Origin of the sequence: Micromonospora sp. NPDC002575, assembly GCF_042889525.1 — a bacterium.
In the GTDB taxonomy this organism is placed as follows: Bacteria; Actinomycetota; Actinomycetes; order Mycobacteriales; family Micromonosporaceae; genus Micromonospora; species Micromonospora carbonacea.
The window spans coordinates 1-19,445 of the sequence record NZ_JBIARA010000001.1 but is presented as its reverse complement, the minus strand read 5'-3'; the positions used below and the strand labels follow the sequence as shown (position 1 = coordinate 19,445).

The window sequence follows — 19,445 nt, the reverse complement described above, 5'->3', positions numbered from 1 at the left end:
TTAGTCATCTTTACGGAAGACTCTTGTCCCGGTGTCCGAAAGTGCGATACAACACAGCGCCGGTAGTGGGTGACGATTCGTACGGTGCGAACGGCACTCATCGATCTTTCCGGTCCCACGGGGGAGGTGGGTGGATGACACGGGCGCGTATGCCCCGCCCGCACGAGGTGGCTGCCGCACGACGAGATCCGCGACTGTTGCGGGCGTTGCGTGAACGGCGGCAGGACGAAGCCTGGCGCACCAGAGGCACCTGCCAGAGCGTGGATCCGGAGACGTTCTTTCCGGCCCCCAACGAGCCGGCCGATGCGGCCGTCGCGCTCTGCCGCAGTTGCGACGTGCAGGGATCGTGCCTGGCCTGGGCGCTGGAGGTCGGTGACTGCCACGGCGTGTGGGGCGGCACCACCCCGCGCGAGCGCCGGGCCATGCTCGTCGCCTGGCGCAGTGAGGTCGACCCCAATCCGGACGCGGCCGACGAGGCCGGCCCGCCGGTGCGGGACCGGCTGCTCACCCTGGTCCCGCTGAGCTGACCGCCCCGGCCGTCCCGCCCGCCGGCAAGGGCGGGACGGCCGGCGGCGGTCCCGGCAGGGGCGGGCCGGCCGGTGGGAGGGGCGGGATGGCAGGCGGCGCCCGCCTCCGGGTGGCGTCGGCCGGGTGCGCCGTCGGCTCGCGGCGGCGACCCGCAGAATGGGCCCGTGCGAGACGCGGACGAGGTCGCGACCCCGCGCGGGCCGGCCCGGGTCGACACGGACCTGCCCGCCGGCCCGGTGCGGGCCCTGCTGGTGCTCGGGCACGGCGCCGGCGGTGACGTCGACGCGCCCGACCTGGGCGCGCTGCGGGACGCGGCGGTCCACGCCGGGCTCGTGGTGTGCCGGGTGACCCAGCCCTACCGGGTCGCCGGGCGGCGCGCGCCGGCCCCCGCCGGGCACCTCGACGAGGCGTGGACGGCGGTCCTGGCCGAGCTGCGCCGGCAGCACCCCGCCGCGCCCGCGCTCGTGGTCGGCGGCCGGTCCAGCGGCGCCCGGGTGGCCTGCCGCACCGCGACCGCCGTCGGCGCGGACGCGGTGGTGGCCCTGGCGTTCCCGCTGCACCCGCCGGGCCGGCCGGAGCGCTCCCGGGCGGCGGAGCTGGCCACCGGGCTGCCGACGTTGGTGGTCAACGGCGACCGCGATCCCTTCGGCGTGCCCGGGGCCGGCCCGCGGGTGCGGGTGGTGGTCCGGCCCGGCGAGCGGCACGACCTGGCCGGCGATCCGGCCGGGACGGCCGCGGTGGTCGTCGACTGGCTGCGCGCGCGGGGCTGGGCGTCGCCCTGACCGCCGGGGGCCGTGACCCGGGGCCGTACGCCTCGTTGTCTCCGATGGTGTCGGAGGCCCGGTCCGGGCGGCCGACGCCGTCCCTCCCAGGCCCTTCCTGGTCCCAGCGCCGGCGCCCGCCGGGGGCCGGGACCAGGAACGGGGCCGGCGGGCCGGAATGCCGGGGCCCGCACCCCGCGTTACCCCCCACGGAAGAGACTTCTGCTTCAGGGGGGTGTGACCGGTGCCGACCGAGACGCGGAGCCGGGAACGGGACGAACGGGAGGCGCAGCAGCTCAGGAGGCTGCTGGGCGGACCGGAATGGCCCGTGGTGGCGGGCCCGGTCGGGCCGGGCTGGCCCGAGGTGGTGAGGACCAGCACACCGGCCGAAAGTGAATCTGCGGGCAGTGCCCGGCGCGTATCCTCGGCGGGAAAGCATCCGACGCGAGGGGATGTGCGGTTGACCACCGAGAAGACGGACGAGCGCAGGGCCCGCTTCGAGCGGGACGCGATGCCATTCGTCGACCAGCTCTACGCTGCCGGGCTGCGGATGACCCGCAACCCGGCGGATGCCGAGGACCTGGTCCAGGAGACGTACCTGAAGGCGTACGCGGCCTTCCACCAGTTCGAGCAGGGCACGAACCTGAAGGCCTGGCTGTACCGGATCCTGACCAACACCTACATCAACTCCTACCGCAAGCGGCAGCGCCAGCCCATCCAGGCGCCGACCGAGGAGATCACCGACTGGCAGCTCGCCGAGGCCGAGTCGCACACCTCCAGCGGGCTGCGTTCGGCCGAGACCGAGGCGCTGGACCGGCTGCCCGACAGCGACGTCAAGGAGGCCCTCCAGCAGTTGCCGGAGGAGTTCCGCCTGGCGGTCTACCTCACCGACGTCGAGGGCTTCTCCTACAAGGAGGTGGCCGACATCATGGGCACGCCCATCGGCACGGTGATGTCGCGGTTGCACCGGGGTCGTCGTAATCTGCGCAAGCTGCTCGAGGGCTACGCCGCCGAGCGCGGTTTCAGCGCTGCGCGGTCCCCGAAGGGCTCGACCGCCGCCGCCGGCCGGGAGGTGTGACGTGAGCTGTGGGAAGCCGCACGAGACGGACTGCCGCGAGGTGCTCGCGGAGGTCTACCTCTACCTCGACCTGGAGTGCGCCCAGGAGCGCCGCACGCTGATCCGGCGTCACCTCGACGAGTGCGGGCCGTGCCTGCGTGAGTACGGCCTGGAGCAGGAGGTGAAGGCGCTCGTCGCCCGCTGCTGCGGCAACGAGACCGCGCCCGAGCAACTGCGCGAGCGGCTGCGGGTCCGCCTCAGCGAGCTGGTGGTGTTCGAGACGAGCGAGTCCCGCGAGCTGGCCGACTGACGGCCGGCGCAGCTGGACGTGCCGGTGGCCCGGGTCGGATCCGCCCCGGGCCACCGGCGTCTCCGGCCGCAGCCGGTGAGGAGCACTGAGCGGTCGGCGGTCGCCCGCCGCGCGACTCAGGAGTTGGGGCGCTTGCCGTGGTTCGCGCTGCTCTTCTTCCGGGCCTTCTTCTTGCGGGCCTTCTTCGCCATGCTGACCTCCTCGGGTGCTGGTCGGTGTCCGCCGGCGGCGAGCGCGGCGGTGGTCGCGTACCGGTCGCCCGGTCACCCGGGGCCGACCCGCTGATGCTAGTGCGGCCCGCGGCGACCGTGGTCCGCCGGGGCACCGGTGGCCGGCCCGGTTTTCCGGCGACCGGCCCGGTTCCGTGCGCCGGCGCGCGACGGCTGCCACATGTCGCCGGCCGCCGACGTGCCCGCGAGGGTCCGGCACGTGATTGGATACCGATCGAGACACTGGCGGAAGAGGGAGGGCCCGGAGATGGCCGACGAGATCCGCGCCGAGATGGTGGCGAACGTGTGGAAGGTCGTCGCGTCGGCCGGGGACACCGTGTCCGAGGGGGACACGCTGGTGATCCTGGAGTCGATGAAGATGGAGATCCCCGTCGTCGCCGAGTCCGACGGCGTCGTCGAGCAGCTCGCCGTCAACGAGGGCGACGTGGTGCAGGACGGTGACCTGATCGCGGTGATCGGTTGACCGGCCTGCGGGTCAGGCGGGCCACCCCGGCCGACTTCCCGGCGGTGGCCCGGCTGACCGTGGCCGCGTACGAGGCCGACGGTCAGCTCAAGGGCGAGAACGGCTACGGCGTCGTGCTCGCCGACGTGGCGACCCGGGCGGAGACCGGCGAGGTGCTGGTCGCCGTCGACGGGTCCACCGGCGAGCTGCTCGGTTCGGTCACGTTCGTGCTGCCCGGCACCCCGTACGCCGAGCTCTCCGGGCCCGGCGAGGCCGAGTTCCGGATGCTGGCCGTGGACCCGGCGGCCCAGGGGCGGGGGGTCGGGGCGGCGCTGGTGCAGGCGTGCCTGTCCCGCGCCGCCGCGCGGGGCTGCTCGGCGGTGGTGATCTGCGTGCGCAGCGGGCTCGCCGAGGCCGCCCACCGGCTCTACGAGCGGCTGGGCTTCGTCCGCACGCCGGAGCGGGACTGGTCTCCGCTTCCCGGGGTGGAGCTGCTCGGCCTGCGGCGGGAGCTGTCCGCCGCGAGCTGACGCCGCCCCGCGGCCCGGCCGGCCGCAGCGCCACCCGCGACGCCACCGTCGACGGCGCCGGCTCAGCCGTCGGCGATGCGGGCGAGCAGCTCGTCGGCCACCTCCAGGGCGATCGTCCGCCGCTCGTCGTCGGTGATGTGCGGGGTGCGGATGGCGAACCAGCTGCTGTGCACGGCGAACAGCGACAGGGCGGCGCGCAGTTGGGCTCCGGGCGACTCGTCGCCCCGGGCCAGCGCGTCGGCCAGCCGGAACATCCGGTCGCGCATCTGCTGCCCGGCGGCCAGGCTCTTGAGCGCGGTCTGGTTCTGCTCGAAGAACCGCATCACCGAGGGCTGCTCGGTGGCGAACATGCTGTCGGCGTAGCGGGCGATCAGCTCCCGCCGTGTCGCCACCGTGGAGGGCTGCTCGTCGGCCCAGGCGATCAGCGCGTCCATCCGGTCCAGCCGGTCCTCGACGAAGCTGCTGACGATCTCGTCCTTGCTCTTGAAGTGGTAATAGAGCGCGGCCTTCGTCACGTTCAGCCGCTCGGCGATCTCGCGCAGCGAGGTCTTCTCGTAGCCCTGCTCGGTGAAGAGCTCCAGGGCCACGGCCTTGATGCGCTCCCGCGTGCCTGTGCTCTCTCTCACCCGAACCACCCAACTCGCTTGACGACCAGTTGCCACCCAACTTACCGTGCGGCTAGTAAGGTAACTAGCCGGCCGGCAAGTAAGTCGGTCACATCCCGGGGGGAGCTTACCGATGAGTCAGGAAGTCGAGGGCGCGGAGCGACGACCCAACATCCGGGTCGTCCTCTTCGGCCTCATGATCGCGATGATGCTCGCGATGCTCGACAACATGATCGTCAGCACCGCGCTGCCGCGCATCGTCGGCGAGTTCGGCGGGGTGGACCACTTCACCTGGGTCGTCACCGCGTACGTGCTGGGCACCACCGTCTCCACCCCGATCTGGGGCAAGCTCGGCGACCTCTACGGCCGCAAGGCGGTCTTCCTGACCTCCGTCGGCATCTTCCTGGTCGGCTCCGCGCTGTGCGGGATGGCCGGCTCCGGCGTGTTCGGCGGCGCCGACAGCGGCATGATCGAGCTGATCGCCTTCCGGGCCGTCCAGGGCCTCGGCGCGGGCGGCCTGATGGTCGGCGTGATGGCGATCATCGGCGACCTGGTCCCGCCCCGGGAGCGGGGCCGCTACCAGGGCATGATGGCCGGCATCATGGCCATCGCCATGGTCGCCGGGCCGCTGGTCGGCGGCTTCATCACCGACAACCTCTCGTGGCGCTGGGCGTTCTACGTCAACCTGCCGCTCGGCGGCGTCGCGCTGCTGGTGCTCGCCACCACCATGCACCTGCCGAAGTACCGCACCGAACACCGGATCGACTGGCTCGGCGCGGGGCTGCTCTCGGTCGGCATCACCGCGATCGTGCTGATCACCACCTGGGGCGGCAACTCCTATGACTGGGCCTCGCCGCAGATCCTCGGCCTGTCCGCCCTGGCCCTGGTGAGCCTGGTCGTGTTCGGCTTCGTGGAGCGGCGCGCGGCGGAGCCGATCCTGCCGCTGGGGCTGTTCGCCAACCGCAACTTCGCGCTGATCTCGATGATCGGCTTCCTGCTCGGCTTCGCCATGTTCGGGGCGATGAACTTCCTGCCGCTCTACCAGCAGACCGTGCAGGGGGCGTCGGCCACCAACAGCGGCCTGCTGCTGCTCCCGCTGATGTTCGGCATGCTGGTGGTCTCGCTGGTGGTCGGCCGGGCGATCACGAGGACGGGCCGGTACCGGATGTTCCCGATCGTCGGCGGCGTGGTGATGACCGTCGGCCTGGCCCTGCTGACCCGGCTCGACGTGGGCACGAGCAAGGCGGAGTCCTCGCTCTACATGATCGTCCTCGGCGTCGGCATGGGCTTCCTCATGCAGACCTCGATGCTGATCGCGCAGAACAGCGTCGAGCAGAAGGACCTCGGCGCGGCCAGCGGCGCGGCCACCTTCTTCCGCTCCATCGGCGGCTCGTTCGGCATCTCGCTGTTCGGCGCGATCTTCGCCAACCGGCTGGCCGGCTCGCCCGCCGGGTCCGCGTTCAGCGGTGGGGGCGGCGAGGGCGGCCAGGTCGACCTCGACAAGCTCAAGGAACTGCCGGCGCAGGCCCGGGAACTGGTGCTCGGCGGTCTCGCCGACGCCGTCTCGCACGTCTTCTGGTGGTCGGTGCTGTTCACCGTTCTGGTGCCGGTGCTGGCCTGGTTCATCCGGGAGATCCCGCTGCGCTCGACGAACGACGCCCCGCCGGCCGCCACGCCGGAGGAGCAGGCCGAGGCGGCCCTGGGCAAGGCTGCGGCGGTCTGATCCCGCCACGGCCGCCCGCCCCGGCCCCGGGGCGGGCGGACCGGTACGGGCGGCCCCGGGTCGGCAGCGCCGCCCGGGGCCGGCCTCAGCCGCGGCGGCGGGCGAGGCGGGCCCAGAGGCGGCGCAGCCGGCCCGGTCGGGACCGGCCCGCCGCCGGGCCGGAGATCAGCTCGCCGGCCAGCGCGGCCGTCGCCGGGTCGAGGGCCGGCGTGGCCAGCGCCAGGTACGCCAGCGAGACCGCGATCGGCACGCTCCGGTCCCGGGCCACGGCCGCCGCGTCGGCGAGCCGCTCGGCCACCACGCCGGCCACGTCCTCGCGGACCGAGGGGTCCACCCAGGCGGCGGTGACGAGGGCGAACAGGGCCGCCTCGGTGATCCAGTCCTCCACTCCCCAGACCAGCTCGACCAGCGTCCGGCGGCGGGCAGAGGACGGCCACGGCTCGTCCGTGCGGTGGTGCAGCAGGCCCAGGCACGCCCACACCTGCACGCAGCGCACCCAGAGCGACGGATCCTGCCCGGCCAGCACCCGGCCCAGCCCGGTCGGCGGGGCCGCGGGCGGGTGCACCAGCAGCCCGAGCAGGTCGGGCAGCCCCAGCGTGGCCAGGCCGACCGCCGCGTCGTACGCCGCCGGGGGGTGCGGCCACGCCGGGTGGGCGAGCTGCCGGACGCGGTCCGCCGCCTCGGCCGAGGGCGCCGGCACCGCCGGGGCGGCGACGGTGCCGTCCCAGCGCCACAGCGGTCGGCCGGTGGCCCGGCGGGGCTCACGCGGGTCCGGCTCGGCCACCTCCGCCACCTCGACCCGCAGGCCGGGCGCGGCCGTCGCCACGGTACGCAGCGCGCTCGGCGGCTCCAGCGTCTCCAGGCGTACGGTCGCGCCGAGGGCGTCCTGCTCGGCGGCCAGGGCGTGGCGCAGCACGGCGACCGCCGCCCCGGCGGCCGGGGTGACCTGCCCCAGCCAGGGCCGGCTGCGGCAGCACTCGGCGAGGTCGCCGTGCTCGTGCGAGTTGTCGGGATGGTCGCGGACGAAGTCGGCCAGCGCGACCAGGTGCGCCACGTCGCCGTCGCGCTGGAAGCGCAGCCGGTGCGCGGTGTGCACGGCGCAGTCGAAGGCGGGATCCCGGGCGAGGGCCCGGTCGGTCCACTCCAGGGCCTCGTCGAGCCGGCCGGTGTCGGCCAGCGTGCCGGCGATGTCGGCGTACACGGCGAGGTCGTCCGGGTCGTGGTCGACGGCCCGGCCGAGCGCGGCGAGGGCCTCGCGGATGCGGCCGGCGCTGCGGTACGCGTACCCGAGCCAGACCTCGCCGAGCTTCGACGGGCGCAGCCGTACGCCCCGGCTGGCCCAGCGGATCGCCAGGGTGGCCTCGCCGAGGCGTCGGGCCAGCGCGGACGCCGCGCCCAGCAGCAGCGCGTGCTCGGGATGGACGGTGACCGCGTTGCGGGCCAGGGTGAGGTACGGCGTCAGGGGCGCCCGGTCGGCGCGCGGCACCGGGTCGGGCGTGGCGGCGCACACCTGCATCAGCACCTGGGCGATGCCGTCCGGGTCGAGCCGCTCGGGCAGCTCGGGGGCCGTCACCCAGGGCACCCCGGCCCAGTCGGCGGTGCGGTCGTGCCCGGTGGCGGCGGCCAGCAGCTCCAGCCCTTCCGCGGGCCGCCCCGCCGCGGCGAGCAGGTGCGCGCGGGCCACCACCGTGCCGACGAAGGCGCGCTGGTGCAGGGGGAACAGGTCGACGCCGCCGCCGCTGGCGGCGGCCAGCCGGGCCAGCGTCTCGTGCACCTCGGGCAGGGTGGGCGACCGGGTCAGCGCGCCGGCGACGTGCCCGGCGGCGTGCGCCAGGTCGCCCTCGTCCAGCGCGAGCCGGGCCAGGGCCAGCTCCTCCTCCGCCGACAGCGGGGGATCGTCCCTTCCCTCGGACACGTGGGCCTCTCGGTGGTAGGTGCGGGTGGCCGGGCGGCGGATGCGTCCCCCGTCGCAGTGTCGCCGGGCCGGGCAAGCGTAGGTGATGTTGGCTCGGCTTGGTGATCCACTGCGCAATGCTGCTCGCAAGATTGTTCACGTACGCCGAAACATGCAAGACTGAGCAACAAACGCGCGGCAATCGCGCAGGGAAAGGGGTACTCCGTGACGCGTGCAGGGGCCGGCATGGCCGCCGACATCTCCGAGCAGCCGGCCGGCTACGAGCGGCTGCTCTCCGCCGAGCACGCCGGGGCGATCGCCCGGGTGGCCGCCGTCGTCGCGCAGCGCCGCCCCCGGCACGTGGTCTTCACCGCCCGGGGCACCTCCGACCACGCCGCCCTCTACGCGGCGTACCTGACCGAGATCCGGCTCGGCCTGCCCGCCGGGCTCGCCTCGCCCAGCGCGGTCACCCTCTTCGGCGCGCGCCCCGACCTGTCCGACGCGCTGGTCGTCGGCGTCAGCCAGAGCGGCGGCTCACCCGACCTGGCCGAGGTGCTGCGCGCCGCCCGCGCCTCCGGCGCGCTCACCCTCGCCGTGACCAACAACCCCGACTCGCCGCTGGCCGAGGTCGCCGAGCTGAGCGTCGACATCGCCGCCGGACACGAGCGGGCGGTGGCGGCCACCAAGACGTACACCGCAGAGCTGCTCGCCCTGCTGCTGCTCGTGGAGGGCGTCCGGGCCGGCGACGGGGCGCTGCCCGCCGCCGAGCGCGCCGCCCTGGCTGCCCTGCCCGAGCTGGCCGCCCGCACCCTCGACGACCCCACCCCGGCCCAGCTCGCGCCGCGCTACCGGTTCGCCGCCCAGCTCGTCACCACCGGCCGGGGATACGCGTACCCGACCGCCCGGGAGGCGGCGCTCAAGCTGATGGAGACCTCGTACCTGCCGGCGCTCGCCTTCTCCGGCGCGGACCTGCTGCACGGCCCGCTCGCGATGACCGACCCGGACGTGCCGGTGCTGGCCGTGGTCGGCTCCGGCCCCGGCGGCCGGTCCATGGGCGAGGTGCTGCCCCGCCTCGGCGAGCGCCGCGCCGACGTGGTCGTGGTCGGCTCGGCCGACGTCGAGGGGGCCACCCGGATGGCCGTCCCCGAGGTCGACGAGCGGTACGCCCCGCTGCTGGACATCCTGCCGTTGCAGCGCCTCGCCCTGGCCCTGGCCCTGGCCCGGGGCGAGGACCCCGACGCGCCGCGCGGCCTGAAGAAGGTCACCGCGACGATGTGAGCCCGGCCGGCCAGCGGGACGGGGCCCGGGTGGGCGTGGCACGCTGTGCAGCGTGTCCACGTTGCGCGACCTCGCCGAGGAGCACACCCAGCTCCGCCCCGCCGACATCGACCACCTGCACCGGATCGCCGGAGACTGGCAGCTGCTGTCCGACCTGTCCTTCGCCGACCTGCTGCTGTGGGTGCCGGTGGACCGCGACGGCACCTTCCTCTGCGTGGCCCAGGTCCGCCCGACGACCGCGCCCACCGCCTACCAGGACGACCAGGTGGGGCGGATCGTCGGCGGGCCCGAGGTGGCCCACCTGGAGGTCGCGTACGGCCAGGGCCGGATCTGGCGGGAGGGCGACCCGGTCTGGTACGGCGACGTGCCCGCCCGGCACGAGGCGATCCCCGTCCGGCTGCGCACCGCCGACGGGGAGGCCGGCGAGGTGATCGCGGTCGTCGGCCGGGACACCAACCTCTCCACCGCCCGCACGCCCAGCCAGCTCGAACTGAACTACCTGACCACCGCCGACGACCTCGCCCAGATGATCGCCGACGGCACGTTCCCGCCGCCCCGGCACCCCGGGGAGACCACGTCCGCGCCCCGGGTCGGCGACGGCCTGGTCCGGCTCGACGCCGGCGGCAAGGTCACCTACGCCAGCCCCAACGCGCAGTCCGCGTACCGGCGGCTCGGCTTCGCCGCCCACCTGGTGGGGGAGGACCTGGCCAAGCTGCACCGCCGGCTGGCCGGCGACCCCCTGGAGGGCACCGAGGCGGCCAACGGCATCCTCGCCGCGCTGCGCGGCGAGGGCCCGCCCCGGCGGGAGATCGACGCCCGGGGCGCGACCATGCTCACCCGGGCCCTGCCGCTGATGCCCGCCGGGGTGCCGATCGGCGCGCTGGTCCTGGTCCGCGACATCACCGAGGTACGCCGCCGCGACCGCGCCCTGATCACCAAGGACGCCACCATCCGGGAGATCCACCACCGGGTGAAGAACAACCTGCAGACCGTCGCCGCGCTGCTGCGCCTCCAGGCCCGCCGGGTGGCCATGCCGGAGGCCCGCGTCGCCCTGGAGGAGTCCGTACGCCGGGTCGCCTCCATCGCCCTCGTGCACGAGACGCTCTCCATGTCCAGCGACGAGGCGGTCGAGTTCGACGGCATCGTCGACCGGGTGGCCAGCGCGGCCACCGAGGTCGCCGCGACCGAGCAGACCGTCGGGATGCGCCGCCGGGGCAGCTTCGGCGTGCTGCCGGCCGAGATCGCCACCTCGCTGGTCATGGTCCTCAACGAGCTGCTGCTTAACGCCGTCGAGCACGGCTTCCCGCCGGCCGCCGAGTCCCCGACCGGGCCGGCGGACGCCGACGCGGCCGGTGGTTCCGGGGCGGCCGGTGGTTCCGGGGCGGCCGGTGGTTCCGGGGTGGCGGTTGGCGCGGGACCGGCCGGTGGTGCCGGGGCGGCGGGTGGCGCGGGACCGGCCGGCGGTGCCGGGGCGGGCGGTGGCGCGGGCTCGGCCGACAGCGCCGGGGCGGCCGGTGGTGTGGTGGCTGGCGACGGCGCCGGGGCGGGCGGGGTCCTGCCGCAGGTCGCTGCCGGGGTCGCGCCGGTGACGCCGCCCGAGGTCGTCGTGTCGGCGCACCGGTTCCGCAAGCAGCTGCACGTCACCGTCGCCGACAACGGGCGGGGCCTGCCGACCGGGTTCGACGCCGAACGCGGCAGCCGGCTCGGGCTCCAGATCGTCCGGGCGCTGGTGACCGGCGAGCTGCGCGGCACCATCGAGCTACGCAACGGCGCCGAGGGCGGCACCGAGGCGGTGCTGGTGGTCCCCCTCGTCCGCCCCTGACGCCGGGCCGCGTCGCCGGGCCGCGTCGCCGGGCCGCGTCGCCGGGCCGCGTCGCCGGGCCGCGTCGCCGGGCCGGGGCGCCGGGCCGGGGCTGGGTCGGGGGCCGGGGCTGGGTCGGGGCTGGGCTGGGCTGGGCTGGGTCGGGGCTGGGCCGGGTCGGGCCGCTTGATCGACTCCATGTCGGCGACATGGCGGCATCCCGCCGCCCGGATACCGCCATGTCGCCGACATGGCGGCGGCGATCCGGCCCCCCGCGCGGGCGATCTGGCCCCCGCGCGGGCAGTCCGGCGGCCGGGTCAGCCTCGGCGGGTGAGTAGTGCCACGGTCAGACCGGGGCGCGGCCAGACCCGCTCGACGGCGAAGCCGTCCCGCAGCGCCGTCCCCTTCGCGCCGGGCACCGCGTCGGCCGGGTCCGCCTGCCGGCCGGCGACCACCAGCCAGACCCGCCGCGCCCCGGCCAGGCAGGCGGCCGGGTCCGGGCACTCGTCGGTCCAGTAGTCGCCCCGGGCGTCGCGGCCCCGTACGGCCAGCGCGTCCCGGGGCTGCCGGTCGCCGAGGTGGTAGCCGACGCCGAGGTCCGTGAAGAGCCAGCCGTCCCGGGGCGAGAAGACGATCACGTCGCCGGGTCGGCGTCCCGCGTCGACCACCCGCGCCGTCCCCCGGTAGTCGACAAGCGCGCCGCGCGGCCACTCGTGGCTGCGCCGCAGCGCCACGTGATCGGGCAGGCCGAGCAGGCCGGCGAGGAGCACCACGGCCAGCGCCGCCGGCAGCGCCACCGTGGCCAGCGCCGCCCCGGCCAGCAGGCAGGCGAACGGGACGGCGAAGAACAGGTAGCGCGGCACCCACAGCGGCACGGCCAGCCCGGCCAGGAAGACCAGGGCCACCGGCAGGGCCAGGCAGGCGGCGGGGAGCAGCCCGGCCCGGCCCGCCCGGGCGGCCCCCAGGGCGGTCAGGCCCAGCAGCAGCCCGCCCACCGCGCCGCTCTGGGCCAGCGCGCCGGGCAGGGCGACCAGGTCGGCGGGGTGGGCCTGGTCCACCCAGTCGAGCTGCCGGCCCCGCTGCCCCGCTGCCAGCAGCACGAGGGGGGTCAGCGCGACCGCCGTCGGCAGGAGCGCCAGCAGCCAGCCCCACAGCGGTCGACGAGGCCAGCCCCACAGCGCCCGGCTCGGCCATCGGCCGGCGGCCCGGTGGGGGCCGACAGGGCCGGCAGCCCGGCGAGCCGCCGGGCCGGATGCGCCGGGAGCATTCCCGTCGGCCGCTTCCGAGGCGTCCCGGTTGACGCTTGGCCGGGCGGCGTGGCGGGCGGACCGGTCGGCGGCCAGCACGGCTGCCGCGTGGGCGGCGAGCAGGGTGAGGGCGACCAGGTGGGCCAGGCCGAGGGCGGCCACGGCCACGGCGTACCCGGCCCAGCGCCGCCGGCCGGGCCGCTCCAGCGCCCAGACCAGCAGCAGCGTCGCCAGCACCGCGAAGAGGGCGACGAACGCGTACGGGCGGGCCTCCTGGGCGTACCGGGAGGTGCCGGGCAGGGCCGCGAACAGCAGGCCACCGGTCAGGCCGGCCCGCCGCCCGAGCAGCCGTGCGCCGAGCGCGGCGGCCAGCCCGGCCGTGCCCGCAGTGGCCAGCGCCGACGGCAGCCGCAGCGCGGCGGGGGAGTCCCCGCAGAGCGTCACCCAGCCGTGCATGAACAGGTAGTACGGCCAGGTGGCGGCGTCGATGGTGCCGACCATCCGGACCAGGTCGCCCGGCGGCCGGGTGGCGGCGCTCCAGGTGGCCAGCTCGTCGCGCCACGGCTGGGCCGAGCCGATGCCCGCGCCGGCGACCGCCAGCGTCGCCACGGCCGGCCACAGCCAGACCGCCCCGAGCCACCCCGGCAAATGCCGCCTCACGGACGATTCGCCCACACCGCCGAGCCTCCCACACCCGAATCCCCTCCACCCCACCCCACGCCCCTCCGCCCGCCCTCCCCGCCCCCCGCCTTACCCCGGTGATCAAGAGGAAAGTGTCACCGTCGAGATCAACTCTGACGCTTTCCTCTTGATCACCGGGGCGGGCGACGGGCGGCGGACGGCGGGCGAGCGGGGAGGGCGGGCGGAGGGCGGTGGGGAGGGGGCAGGGGGTGGGGAGGGGGCCTGGAGGGTGGGCGGGGGTGGGGCGAGTGGGGTGGGTGGGTGGTTTGCCTGTTCGGGTGGGGTGCCGGTGTGGAAGCGCATCGGTGGCCCGTGATGTGGGATCACACTCACGGCCGTTGGTAGGTCCACCCTGCGTGTGCGAGCATGGGCGCATGCTTGCCGCTGTCGTCCGTCGCTTCGTGGCCCGTCGCCACGTCGACTACGGCCGCGTGCGCAGCGCCATCTGTCCGGCCCACTGACGACGCCCGACCCATCCGTCTCGGGCGCGTAGTCGCGCCGGCCGTCCGACACCGCTGTCCACGGCCCCGTCCCACGGGCCGGCCGCGCGCCCGCGTCCTGAGGCACAGCAGACAACGGAGGACGCCGCGATGGCGGTCAGCAGCACCCCCGCCCGACCCGAGGCACCCACGGCACCCGTCGCGCGGGCACCCCGCCGCCCCCGTGGGGAGGGCCAGTGGGCGCTCGGCCACCGCGAGCCGCTCAACGCCAACGAGCGGATCAAGAAGGACGACGATCCGCTGAACGTCCGGGCCCGGATCGAGAACATCTACGCCCACCGGGGCTTCGCCTCGATCGACCCGCAGGACCTGCGCGGCCGGTTCCGCTGGTGGGGCCTCTACACCCAGCGCAAGGCCGGCATCGACGGCGGGCGTACCGCCGTGCTGGAGCCGCACGAGCTGGAGGACGAGTTCTTCATGCTCCGCGTCCGGGTCGACGGCGGCCAGCTCACCCTGGAGCAACTCCGGGTGGTCGCGGAGATCTCCCGGGAGTTCGCCCGGGACACCGCCGACATCACCGACCGGCAGAACATCCAGTACCACTGGATCCGGGTCGAGGACATGCCGGAGATCTGGCGTCGGCTGGAGTCCGTGGGCCTGCAGACCACCGAGGCGTGCGGCGACTGCCCGCGCATCGTGCTCGGCAGCCCGGTCGCCGGGGTGGCCGAGGCCGAGCTGCTCGACCCGACCCCGGCGCTGGAGGAGATCGTCCGGCGGTACGTCGGCGACAAGCGCTTCTCCAACCTGCCCCGCAAGTTCAAGACGTCGATCTCCTGGCTGGTGGACACCCCGTACGAGGCGAACGACATCGCCTTCCTCGGCGTCGACCACCCGGAGCACGGCCCCGGCTTCGACGTCTGGGTCGGCGGCGGCCTCTCCACCAACCCGATGCTGGCCAAGCGGCTCGGTGTCTGGGTGCCGCTGACCGAGGTGCCGGACGTCTGGGCCGGCGTGGTCGGCATCTTCCGCGACTACGGCTACCGCCGGCTGCGCAACCGGGCCCGGCTGAAGTTCCTCGTCGCCGACTGGGGCGTGGAGAAGTTCCGCGAGGTGCTGGAGAAGGAATACCTGGGCCGCACGCTGCTCGACGGGCCCGCCCCGGAGCTGCCCGCCAAGCCGGTCGACCACATCGGGGTGCACCGCCAGCGCGACGGGCGCGCCTACGTCGGGGCCGCCCCGGTGGTGGGCCGGGTCTCCGGCACGCAACTCGCCCGGCTCGCCGACGTGGTCGAGGCGCACGGCAGCGGCCGGGTGCGGCTCACCCCGTACCAGAAGCTTTTGGTCCTGGACGTGCCCCCGGAGCGGACCGGATCGCTGGTGGCCGAGCTGAGCACGATCGGCCTGGAGGCCCGGCCGTCGGCCTGGCGGCGCGGCACGATGGCCTGCACCGGCATCGAGTTCTGCAAGCTGGCCATCGTCGAGACGAAGGCGCGCGGCGAGGAGCTGGTGGCCCGGCTGGAGGAGCGCCTGCGCGACTTCGACGCGGACATCTCCATCCACCTCAACGGCTGCCCGAACGCCTGCGCCCGCACGCAGGTCGCCGACATCGGCCTCAAGGGGCAGCTCGTGGTCGGGCCCGACGGCCGCCAGGTCGAGGGCTTCCAGGTGCACCTGGGCGGCGGCCTGGGCATGGCGCAGGGCCAGACCGCCGGCTTCGGCCGCAAGCTGCGCGGCCTGAAGACCACCGCCGACGAGCTTCCGGAGTACGTGGAACGGCTCGCCCGCCGCTACCTGGCGGGCCGGGCCGAGGGCGAGACCTTCGCCAACTGGGTGATCAGGGTAGACGAGGAGGAACTCCGATGAGTGAGACTCGTTCAGCGCCGCTGTACTGCCCCTACTGCGGCGAGGAGGACCTGCGGCCGAGCGAGGCCGGGCACGGCGCGTGGGAGTGCCACGCCTGCGCCCGGGTGTTCACAGTGAAGTTCACCGGCCTGCTGACCGAGGCGGTGACCCGATGACCGCCCTGGTTTCGGCCGCGACCCTGGGGCTGGTCGGCCCCGGCGGCCCGACGCCCGCCGATCCCGCCCGGCGCAGCCCGCAGGAGCTGCGGGAGCTGGCCGAGCGGGCCGGCCGGGAGCTGGAGGGCGCCCCGGCGCTGGAGATCGCCCGCTGGGCCGCCGAGACGTTCGGCGACCGGTTCTGCGTGACCAGCTCGATGGCGGACGCCGTGCTCGCCCACCTGGTCTCCCGGGTCGCGCCCGGGGTCGACGTGGTCTTCCTCGACACCGGGCTGCACTTCCCGGAGACGCTGCGGGTCCGCGACGAGGTGGCCCGCCGGCTGCCCGTCAACGTCCGGTCGATCCGGCCCCGGCTCACCGTCGGCCAGCAGGACGGCGAGTACGGCCCGCGGCTGTTCAACCGGTCGCCGGACGACTGCTGCCAGCTACGCAAGGTCGAGCCGCTGGAGCGGGCGCTGGCCGGGTACGACGCCTGGGCCGCCGGGCTGCGCCGCGACGAGTCGCCGACCCGGGCCAACACGCCGGTGGTGACGTTCGACGCCCGCCGGGGCAAGGTGAAGGTGAACCCGATCGCCGCCTGGAAGCAGGCCGACGTGGACGCCTACATCGCCCGGCACGACATCCCGGTCAACGAGCTGTTCAAGCGCGGCTACGGCTCGATCGGCTGCTGGCCCTGCACCCGCCGCACGAGGGCGGGGGAGGACCCCCGGGCCGGCCGCTGGGCGATGTTCGAGAAGACCGAGTGCGGGCTGCATCTCTGACCGTGTCCGGGCCCCGGTTGCCGGCGCTCGCGGCCGGCGACCCGGTGGTCCTGGTGGCGCACGGCAGCCGGGATCCCCGGGCGGCCGAGGCGACCCGGGCGCTGGCCCGCGCGGTCTCGGCCGCCCGCCCCGGCGTCGCCGTGTCGGCGAGTTGGCTGGACCACACGGACCCGGGGCCGACGGAGGCGCTGCGGTCGCTGGCGGCGGCCGGGCATCCCCGGGCGGTGCTGGTGCCGCTGCTGCTCACCGCCGCGTACCACCGGCGGGTGGACGTCCCGGCGGCGGTCGCGGCGGCCCGGGAGTCGGGGCCGCCGATCGACGTGCGCGTCTCCGACGTGCTCGGCCCGGCCGACGGCGTGGTCGACGGGGCGCTGCTGGCCGGGCTGCGGCGGCGGCTGACGGAGGCGGCGTCCGGCGGGTTCGACGCGCTGGTGCTGGCCGCCGCGGGCACCCGGGATGCCCGGGCCCGGGGGTCGGTGGGTCGGGTCGCGGCGGCGCTGGGCGCGGAGCTCGGGGTGCCCTGCCGGGTGTCGTACGCCTCGGCGGCTGCGCCGGACGCGGGCACGGCGGTGCGCCGGCTGCGCGCGGCGGGGGCCCGGCGGGTGGCCGTGTCGGCGTACTTCCTGGCCCCCGGCCTCTTCCACGACGCGGTGCTGGCGGGGGCGCGGGCGGCCGGCGCGGTGACGGTCTCCGGGCCGCTCACCGACGCCCCGGAGCTGGCCGATCTGGTGCTACGCCGGGCGGACGCCGCGCCGACGGGGTGATCCGGGCGGACGCCGCGCCCGTCGAGTGATCCGGGCAGGCTCCGCGCCCGTCGAGTGATCCGGGCGGCCCGGCGCGGCAACCGGGCGGCTGCGGCGCCGGCGAGGGGCGCAGCGCCGGAAGGAGGGCTCCGCACAGCAGAACGCCCCGACAGGGGTTGCCCTGTCGGGGCGTGGAGCTGTGGTGCGTGAGTAGGTCAGGCGGAGTGAGCGCGCAGCACCCGGAGGCCACCGCGGCGCTTGACGGCGCGCCGCTCCTCCTCGCTCATCCCGCCCCAGACGCCGGCGTCCTGACCGGACTCAAGTGCCCACTGGAGGCACTGGTCGGTCACGGAGCAGCGCCGGCAGACGGCCTTGGCCTGCTCGACCTGCAGGAGAGCCGGACCGGACGTCCCGATCGGGAAGAACAGCTCCGGGTCCTCGTCGCGGCAGACAGCATGGTGACGCCAGTCCATGGCGGCAACACTCCTCATTCTGGATGGGTGGCAGATATTGCGTTGGTGCTTTTCCTTTATGCATCCGCACGCCGATGGTCACGGTTCGCATCCATCAATTCGGCGCTGCGTGAGCAGGCTCTGGTAGCCACTGGGACCTGCTGGAACAGCTCAACACAATGAGCATGTCCTAGCAATGTCCCGGTAACTCAAGTTCGCTTGTGAATACTTTCACGAACTCACGCGATGTCAAGGGTGACGCTCGGAAAAACTCCGAGCGGTGAGCAAGCTCACGACCCCTTTGTCCGGTTTGCAGGGAGCCTGGTTACCCGGCGTACCACAGTCGAGGATCAATATAGTACAGTCTGCGTGACATTGCTGACATTTCCGGCACCTCGCCCTCGGTGTGGCGGCCACCGCATCGACAGCGGTGGGGGAACCGCGCTCGACCAAGGGCTGTACCCGAGACCTAGCAGATTACTCTCAGTGCGGCCGGAACGGATGCGAATCTGACTTTCTCCCGCTCCCCGAGATAGTCCCCGTCGAGCTGGAAGGCCTGGGGGCGGCTCGCGACCAGGGTGAACTCGGCCAGATCGTGCAGCTGCAACACCTGACGCCCCCGGGGGTCGGGCGTGTGGGAGAAGAACTGGGTCACTGTGCGTGCTGTGCTCGCCACGCGGAGCTGTCGCATGGCCAGCACGTCGAGCCCGAGGTCGAAGGAGGCCGCCGGATTCGGGTTGATCTCCCGCTCGCCCAGGTACGTCCAGGGCGCGGTGTTCTGGATGATGACCGTCGCCAGCTCACCCTCGGTAACCTCGCCCGGGCGTTCCAGTGAGATCGCGGGATGGCGGCGGTCCGAGCCGAGGAAGTACTGGTTGACCGTCGAGCGCAGATAGAGCGCCGGCGTGGAGACCCGGCCGCGCCGACGGGCCTGCTCGACCCGGTGGATGACCGCCGCGTCGAGGCCGAAGCCGGCGCAGAAGGTGAAGTAGCGGTCGTCGGCCCGGCCCAGCCCGATCGTGCGGGACCGCCCGAGCCGCAGCCCCTCCAGGATCATGCTGGTGCCCTCCGGCCACTCCCGGGGCAGGCCGAGCGCGCGGGCGAACACGTTCGTGGAGCCCCCGGGGACGGTGGCCAGCGCCGGCAGCCGCTCGGCGGGGCTGCCCCCGGTGCGGATCGTCGGGGGCTCGGCCGCCATCAGGCCGTTGACCACCTCGTTCACCGTGCCGTCGCCGCCGAGCGTCACCACCAGGTCGACGCCCTCCTCGGCCGCCTCCCGGGCGAGGTCCATGGCGTGACCCCGCCGGCGGGTGTACCGCACCGACAGGTCTACTTCGCTGCGCAGCGCCCGGACCAGGACGTCCCGGCTGCGCTCGCTGGTGGTGGTGGCCTTCGGATTGACCACCAGGACGGCCCGCATGGGCGGCACTGTACCGCGCCCCACCACCGGTATCGTGGCGCGCGTGACCATCGACTCGGACCAGGACCCGACCACGCTGCGCTGGGCGGTCCGGCTGCTCCGGGCGGAGGCGGTCGCCCTCGGCCTGGTCGCCGCCTGGCTCGTCTGGGCCGACCTCACCGCCGCCACCACCGACCTGCCGTCGGCGCTGCTGGTGACCGCGTTCGCCCTCGGCGGCGCGGCTGCCCTCTGGGCGCTCGGCGGGGCGCTCGGCCGCCGCCGCGCCGGGGCCCGCGCCCCGGCGATCGTCCTGCAGCTCATGTTGCTGCCGGTCGGCTGGTACATGATCGGGGGCGGGCTCGGCTGGCTCGGCGTGCCGTTGATGGCGCTCGGGCTCGGCGTCAGCGCGCTGCTCGTCAGCCCGCCGACCACCCGGGCCCTCGGCCTCGCCTGATTCCCTATCGGGGATCGGTTGTCAAGATGCCGGCTGGCTTGACCGTGTAGGTGGGCTGGTTGGAGGATCGTTGGTGGGGAAGGTCGCCTCG

19 protein-coding genes and 2 pseudogenes are annotated in these 19,445 nt (G+C 74.9%); 15 read left to right on the top strand and 6 right to left on the bottom strand.

Translation table 11 applies throughout. The features are described 5' to 3' along the window. Window positions 1-134: 134 nt before the first annotated feature. From ACFYWL_RS00105 to rsrA, 4 genes are all read left to right on the top strand, one after another. The gene (locus ACFYWL_RS00105; protein ID WP_043965878.1) at window positions 135-527 is read left to right on the top strand and encodes a WhiB family transcriptional regulator; all 393 of its coding nucleotides are present in this window, start codon (window positions 135-137) and stop codon (window positions 525-527) included. A 165-nt stretch (window positions 528-692) separates the two neighbouring features. After that, a complete protein-coding gene (locus ACFYWL_RS00100) occupies window positions 693-1,310 on the top strand; it encodes an alpha/beta family hydrolase (protein ID WP_386965258.1) in 618 nt (205 codons plus the stop codon). 223 nt (window positions 1,311-1,533) lie between these two features. Then, the gene (locus ACFYWL_RS00095; RefSeq protein ID WP_386965256.1) at window positions 1,534-2,367 is read left to right on the top strand and encodes a sigma-70 family RNA polymerase sigma factor; all 834 of its coding nucleotides are present in this window, start codon (window positions 1,534-1,536) and stop codon (window positions 2,365-2,367) included. A gap of 1 nt (window position 2,368) precedes the next feature. Next, window positions 2,369-2,656, top strand: a complete 288-nt coding sequence (gene rsrA / locus ACFYWL_RS00090; RefSeq protein ID WP_386965254.1) for a mycothiol system anti-sigma-R factor — start codon at window positions 2,369-2,371, stop codon at window positions 2,654-2,656. Between the two features lie 116 nt (window positions 2,657-2,772). On the opposite strand, the gene ACFYWL_RS00085 is transcribed toward rsrA, so the two are convergent. Further along, window positions 2,773-2,847: a 50S ribosomal protein bL37 gene (locus tag ACFYWL_RS00085; protein WP_369752275.1), complete on the bottom strand. Its 75-nt coding sequence runs from the start codon at window positions 2,845-2,847 to the stop codon at window positions 2,773-2,775. A gap of 286 nt (window positions 2,848-3,133) precedes the next feature. Between ACFYWL_RS00085 and ACFYWL_RS00080 the strand changes: the two genes are divergently transcribed. Further along, window positions 3,134-3,349, top strand: a complete 216-nt coding sequence (locus tag ACFYWL_RS00080; protein ID WP_386965252.1) for a biotin/lipoyl-binding carrier protein — start codon at window positions 3,134-3,136, stop codon at window positions 3,347-3,349. Next, the gene (locus tag ACFYWL_RS00075) at window positions 3,346-3,858 is read left to right on the top strand and encodes a GNAT family N-acetyltransferase (protein WP_386965250.1); all 513 of its coding nucleotides are present in this window, start codon (window positions 3,346-3,348) and stop codon (window positions 3,856-3,858) included. The genes ACFYWL_RS00080 and ACFYWL_RS00075 overlap by 4 nt, the downstream gene beginning before the upstream one ends. Window positions 3,859-3,920: 62 nt before the next feature. On the opposite strand, the gene ACFYWL_RS00070 is transcribed toward ACFYWL_RS00075, so the two are convergent. Next, a complete protein-coding gene (locus tag ACFYWL_RS00070; RefSeq protein ID WP_386965248.1) occupies window positions 3,921-4,484 on the bottom strand; it encodes a TetR/AcrR family transcriptional regulator in 564 nt (187 codons plus the stop codon). A 112-nt stretch (window positions 4,485-4,596) separates the two neighbouring features. Here ACFYWL_RS00070 and ACFYWL_RS00065 point away from each other — a divergent pair, with 112 nt between their 5' ends. Beyond that, a complete protein-coding gene (locus tag ACFYWL_RS00065; protein ID WP_386965246.1) occupies window positions 4,597-6,186 on the top strand; it encodes an MDR family MFS transporter in 1,590 nt (529 codons plus the stop codon). Between the two features lie 85 nt (window positions 6,187-6,271). Here ACFYWL_RS00065 and ACFYWL_RS00060 read toward each other — a convergent pair whose 3' ends face one another. Next, window positions 6,272-8,101: a tetratricopeptide repeat protein gene (locus ACFYWL_RS00060; RefSeq protein ID WP_386965244.1), complete on the bottom strand. Its 1,830-nt coding sequence runs from the start codon at window positions 8,099-8,101 to the stop codon at window positions 6,272-6,274. A 225-nt stretch (window positions 8,102-8,326) separates the two neighbouring features. On the opposite strand from ACFYWL_RS00060, the gene ACFYWL_RS00055 reads away from it, so the two are divergent. The 3 genes and pseudogenes from ACFYWL_RS00055 to ACFYWL_RS00045 form a co-directional block, all read left to right on the top strand. Next, window positions 8,327-9,358, top strand: a complete 1,032-nt coding sequence (locus ACFYWL_RS00055; RefSeq protein ID WP_386966642.1) for an SIS domain-containing protein — start codon at window positions 8,327-8,329, stop codon at window positions 9,356-9,358. 52 nt (window positions 9,359-9,410) lie between these two features. Next, window positions 9,411-10,664: pseudogene (locus ACFYWL_RS00050) on the top strand (histidine kinase N-terminal domain-containing protein); the annotation flags it as partial. Window positions 10,665-10,952: 288 nt separating this feature from the next. After that, a pseudogene (locus tag ACFYWL_RS00045) lies at window positions 10,953-11,180 on the top strand (ATP-binding protein); the annotation flags it as partial. Between the two features lie 296 nt (window positions 11,181-11,476). On the opposite strand, the gene ACFYWL_RS00040 reads toward ACFYWL_RS00045, so the two are convergent. Next, the gene (locus ACFYWL_RS00040; RefSeq protein WP_386965242.1) at window positions 11,477-13,081 is read right to left on the bottom strand and encodes a glycosyltransferase family 39 protein; all 1,605 of its coding nucleotides are present in this window, start codon (window positions 13,079-13,081) and stop codon (window positions 11,477-11,479) included. A 596-nt stretch (window positions 13,082-13,677) separates the two neighbouring features. Between ACFYWL_RS00040 and ACFYWL_RS00035 the strand changes: the two genes are divergently transcribed. Genes ACFYWL_RS00035 through ACFYWL_RS00020 form a run of 4 tightly spaced genes read left to right on the top strand, consistent with a single transcriptional unit; the run spans window position 13,678 to window position 17,070 of the window. After that, complete coding sequence (locus ACFYWL_RS00035; RefSeq protein WP_386965240.1) at window positions 13,678-15,390, top strand: nitrite/sulfite reductase; 1,713 nt, start codon at window positions 13,678-13,680, stop codon at window positions 15,388-15,390. Then, the gene (locus ACFYWL_RS00030; RefSeq protein ID WP_176734126.1) at window positions 15,387-15,545 is read left to right on the top strand and encodes a hypothetical protein; all 159 of its coding nucleotides are present in this window, start codon (window positions 15,387-15,389) and stop codon (window positions 15,543-15,545) included. The genes ACFYWL_RS00035 and ACFYWL_RS00030 overlap by 4 nt, the downstream gene beginning before the upstream one ends. Further along, window positions 15,542-16,306 (top strand): phosphoadenylyl-sulfate reductase, encoded by a 765-nt coding sequence (locus ACFYWL_RS00025; RefSeq protein WP_386965238.1) that lies wholly within the window; start codon window positions 15,542-15,544, stop codon window positions 16,304-16,306. Before ACFYWL_RS00030 ends, ACFYWL_RS00025 begins: the two co-directional genes overlap by 4 nt. Window positions 16,307-16,308: 2 nt before the next feature. Next, the gene (locus ACFYWL_RS00020; RefSeq protein WP_386966639.1) at window positions 16,309-17,070 is read left to right on the top strand and encodes a sirohydrochlorin chelatase; all 762 of its coding nucleotides are present in this window, start codon (window positions 16,309-16,311) and stop codon (window positions 17,068-17,070) included. 194 nt (window positions 17,071-17,264) lie between these two features. Here the strand turns inward: ACFYWL_RS00020 and ACFYWL_RS00015 are convergent, their stop codons facing one another. After that, a complete protein-coding gene (locus tag ACFYWL_RS00015) occupies window positions 17,265-17,522 on the bottom strand; it encodes a WhiB family transcriptional regulator (RefSeq protein WP_007072794.1) in 258 nt (85 codons plus the stop codon). 448 nt (window positions 17,523-17,970) lie between these two features. Then, a complete protein-coding gene (locus ACFYWL_RS00010; protein WP_386965235.1) occupies window positions 17,971-18,921 on the bottom strand; it encodes a diacylglycerol/lipid kinase family protein in 951 nt (316 codons plus the stop codon). Between ACFYWL_RS00010 and ACFYWL_RS00005 the strand changes: the two genes are divergently transcribed. Further along, on the top strand, window positions 18,920-19,354 hold the full coding sequence (locus ACFYWL_RS00005) for a hypothetical protein (protein ID WP_386965233.1): 435 nt from the start codon (window positions 18,920-18,922) through the stop codon (window positions 19,352-19,354). The genes ACFYWL_RS00010 and ACFYWL_RS00005 overlap by 2 nt on opposite strands. Window positions 19,355-19,445: the final 91 nt, after the last annotated feature.

What these genes read in the sequence shown, in the direction of transcription:
- ACFYWL_RS00025 (WP_386965238.1), top strand. Translation starts at nt 15,542, where the DNA reads ATGACCGCCCTGGTTTCGGCCGCGACCCTGGGGCTGGTCGGCCCCGGC.
- ACFYWL_RS00030 (WP_176734126.1), top strand. Translation starts at nt 15,387, where the DNA reads ATGAGTGAGACTCGTTCAGCGCCGCTGTACTGCCCCTACTGCGGCGAG.
- ACFYWL_RS00080 (WP_386965252.1), top strand. Translation starts at nt 3,134, where the DNA reads ATGGCCGACGAGATCCGCGCCGAGATGGTGGCGAACGTGTGGAAGGTC.
- ACFYWL_RS00105 (WP_043965878.1), top strand. Translation starts at nt 135, where the DNA reads ATGACACGGGCGCGTATGCCCCGCCCGCACGAGGTGGCTGCCGCACGA.
- ACFYWL_RS00010 (WP_386965235.1), bottom strand. Translation starts at nt 18,921, where the DNA reads ATGCGGGCCGTCCTGGTGGTCAATCCGAAGGCCACCACCACCAGCGAG.
- ACFYWL_RS00015 (WP_007072794.1), bottom strand. Translation starts at nt 17,522, where the DNA reads ATGGACTGGCGTCACCATGCTGTCTGCCGCGACGAGGACCCGGAGCTG.
- ACFYWL_RS00065 (WP_386965246.1), top strand. Translation starts at nt 4,597, where the DNA reads ATGAGTCAGGAAGTCGAGGGCGCGGAGCGACGACCCAACATCCGGGTC.
- ACFYWL_RS00035 (WP_386965240.1), top strand. Translation starts at nt 13,678, where the DNA reads ATGGCGGTCAGCAGCACCCCCGCCCGACCCGAGGCACCCACGGCACCC.
- ACFYWL_RS00005 (WP_386965233.1), top strand. Translation starts at nt 18,920, where the DNA reads ATGGGCGGCACTGTACCGCGCCCCACCACCGGTATCGTGGCGCGCGTG.
- ACFYWL_RS00055 (WP_386966642.1), top strand. Translation starts at nt 8,327, where the DNA reads ATGGCCGCCGACATCTCCGAGCAGCCGGCCGGCTACGAGCGGCTGCTC.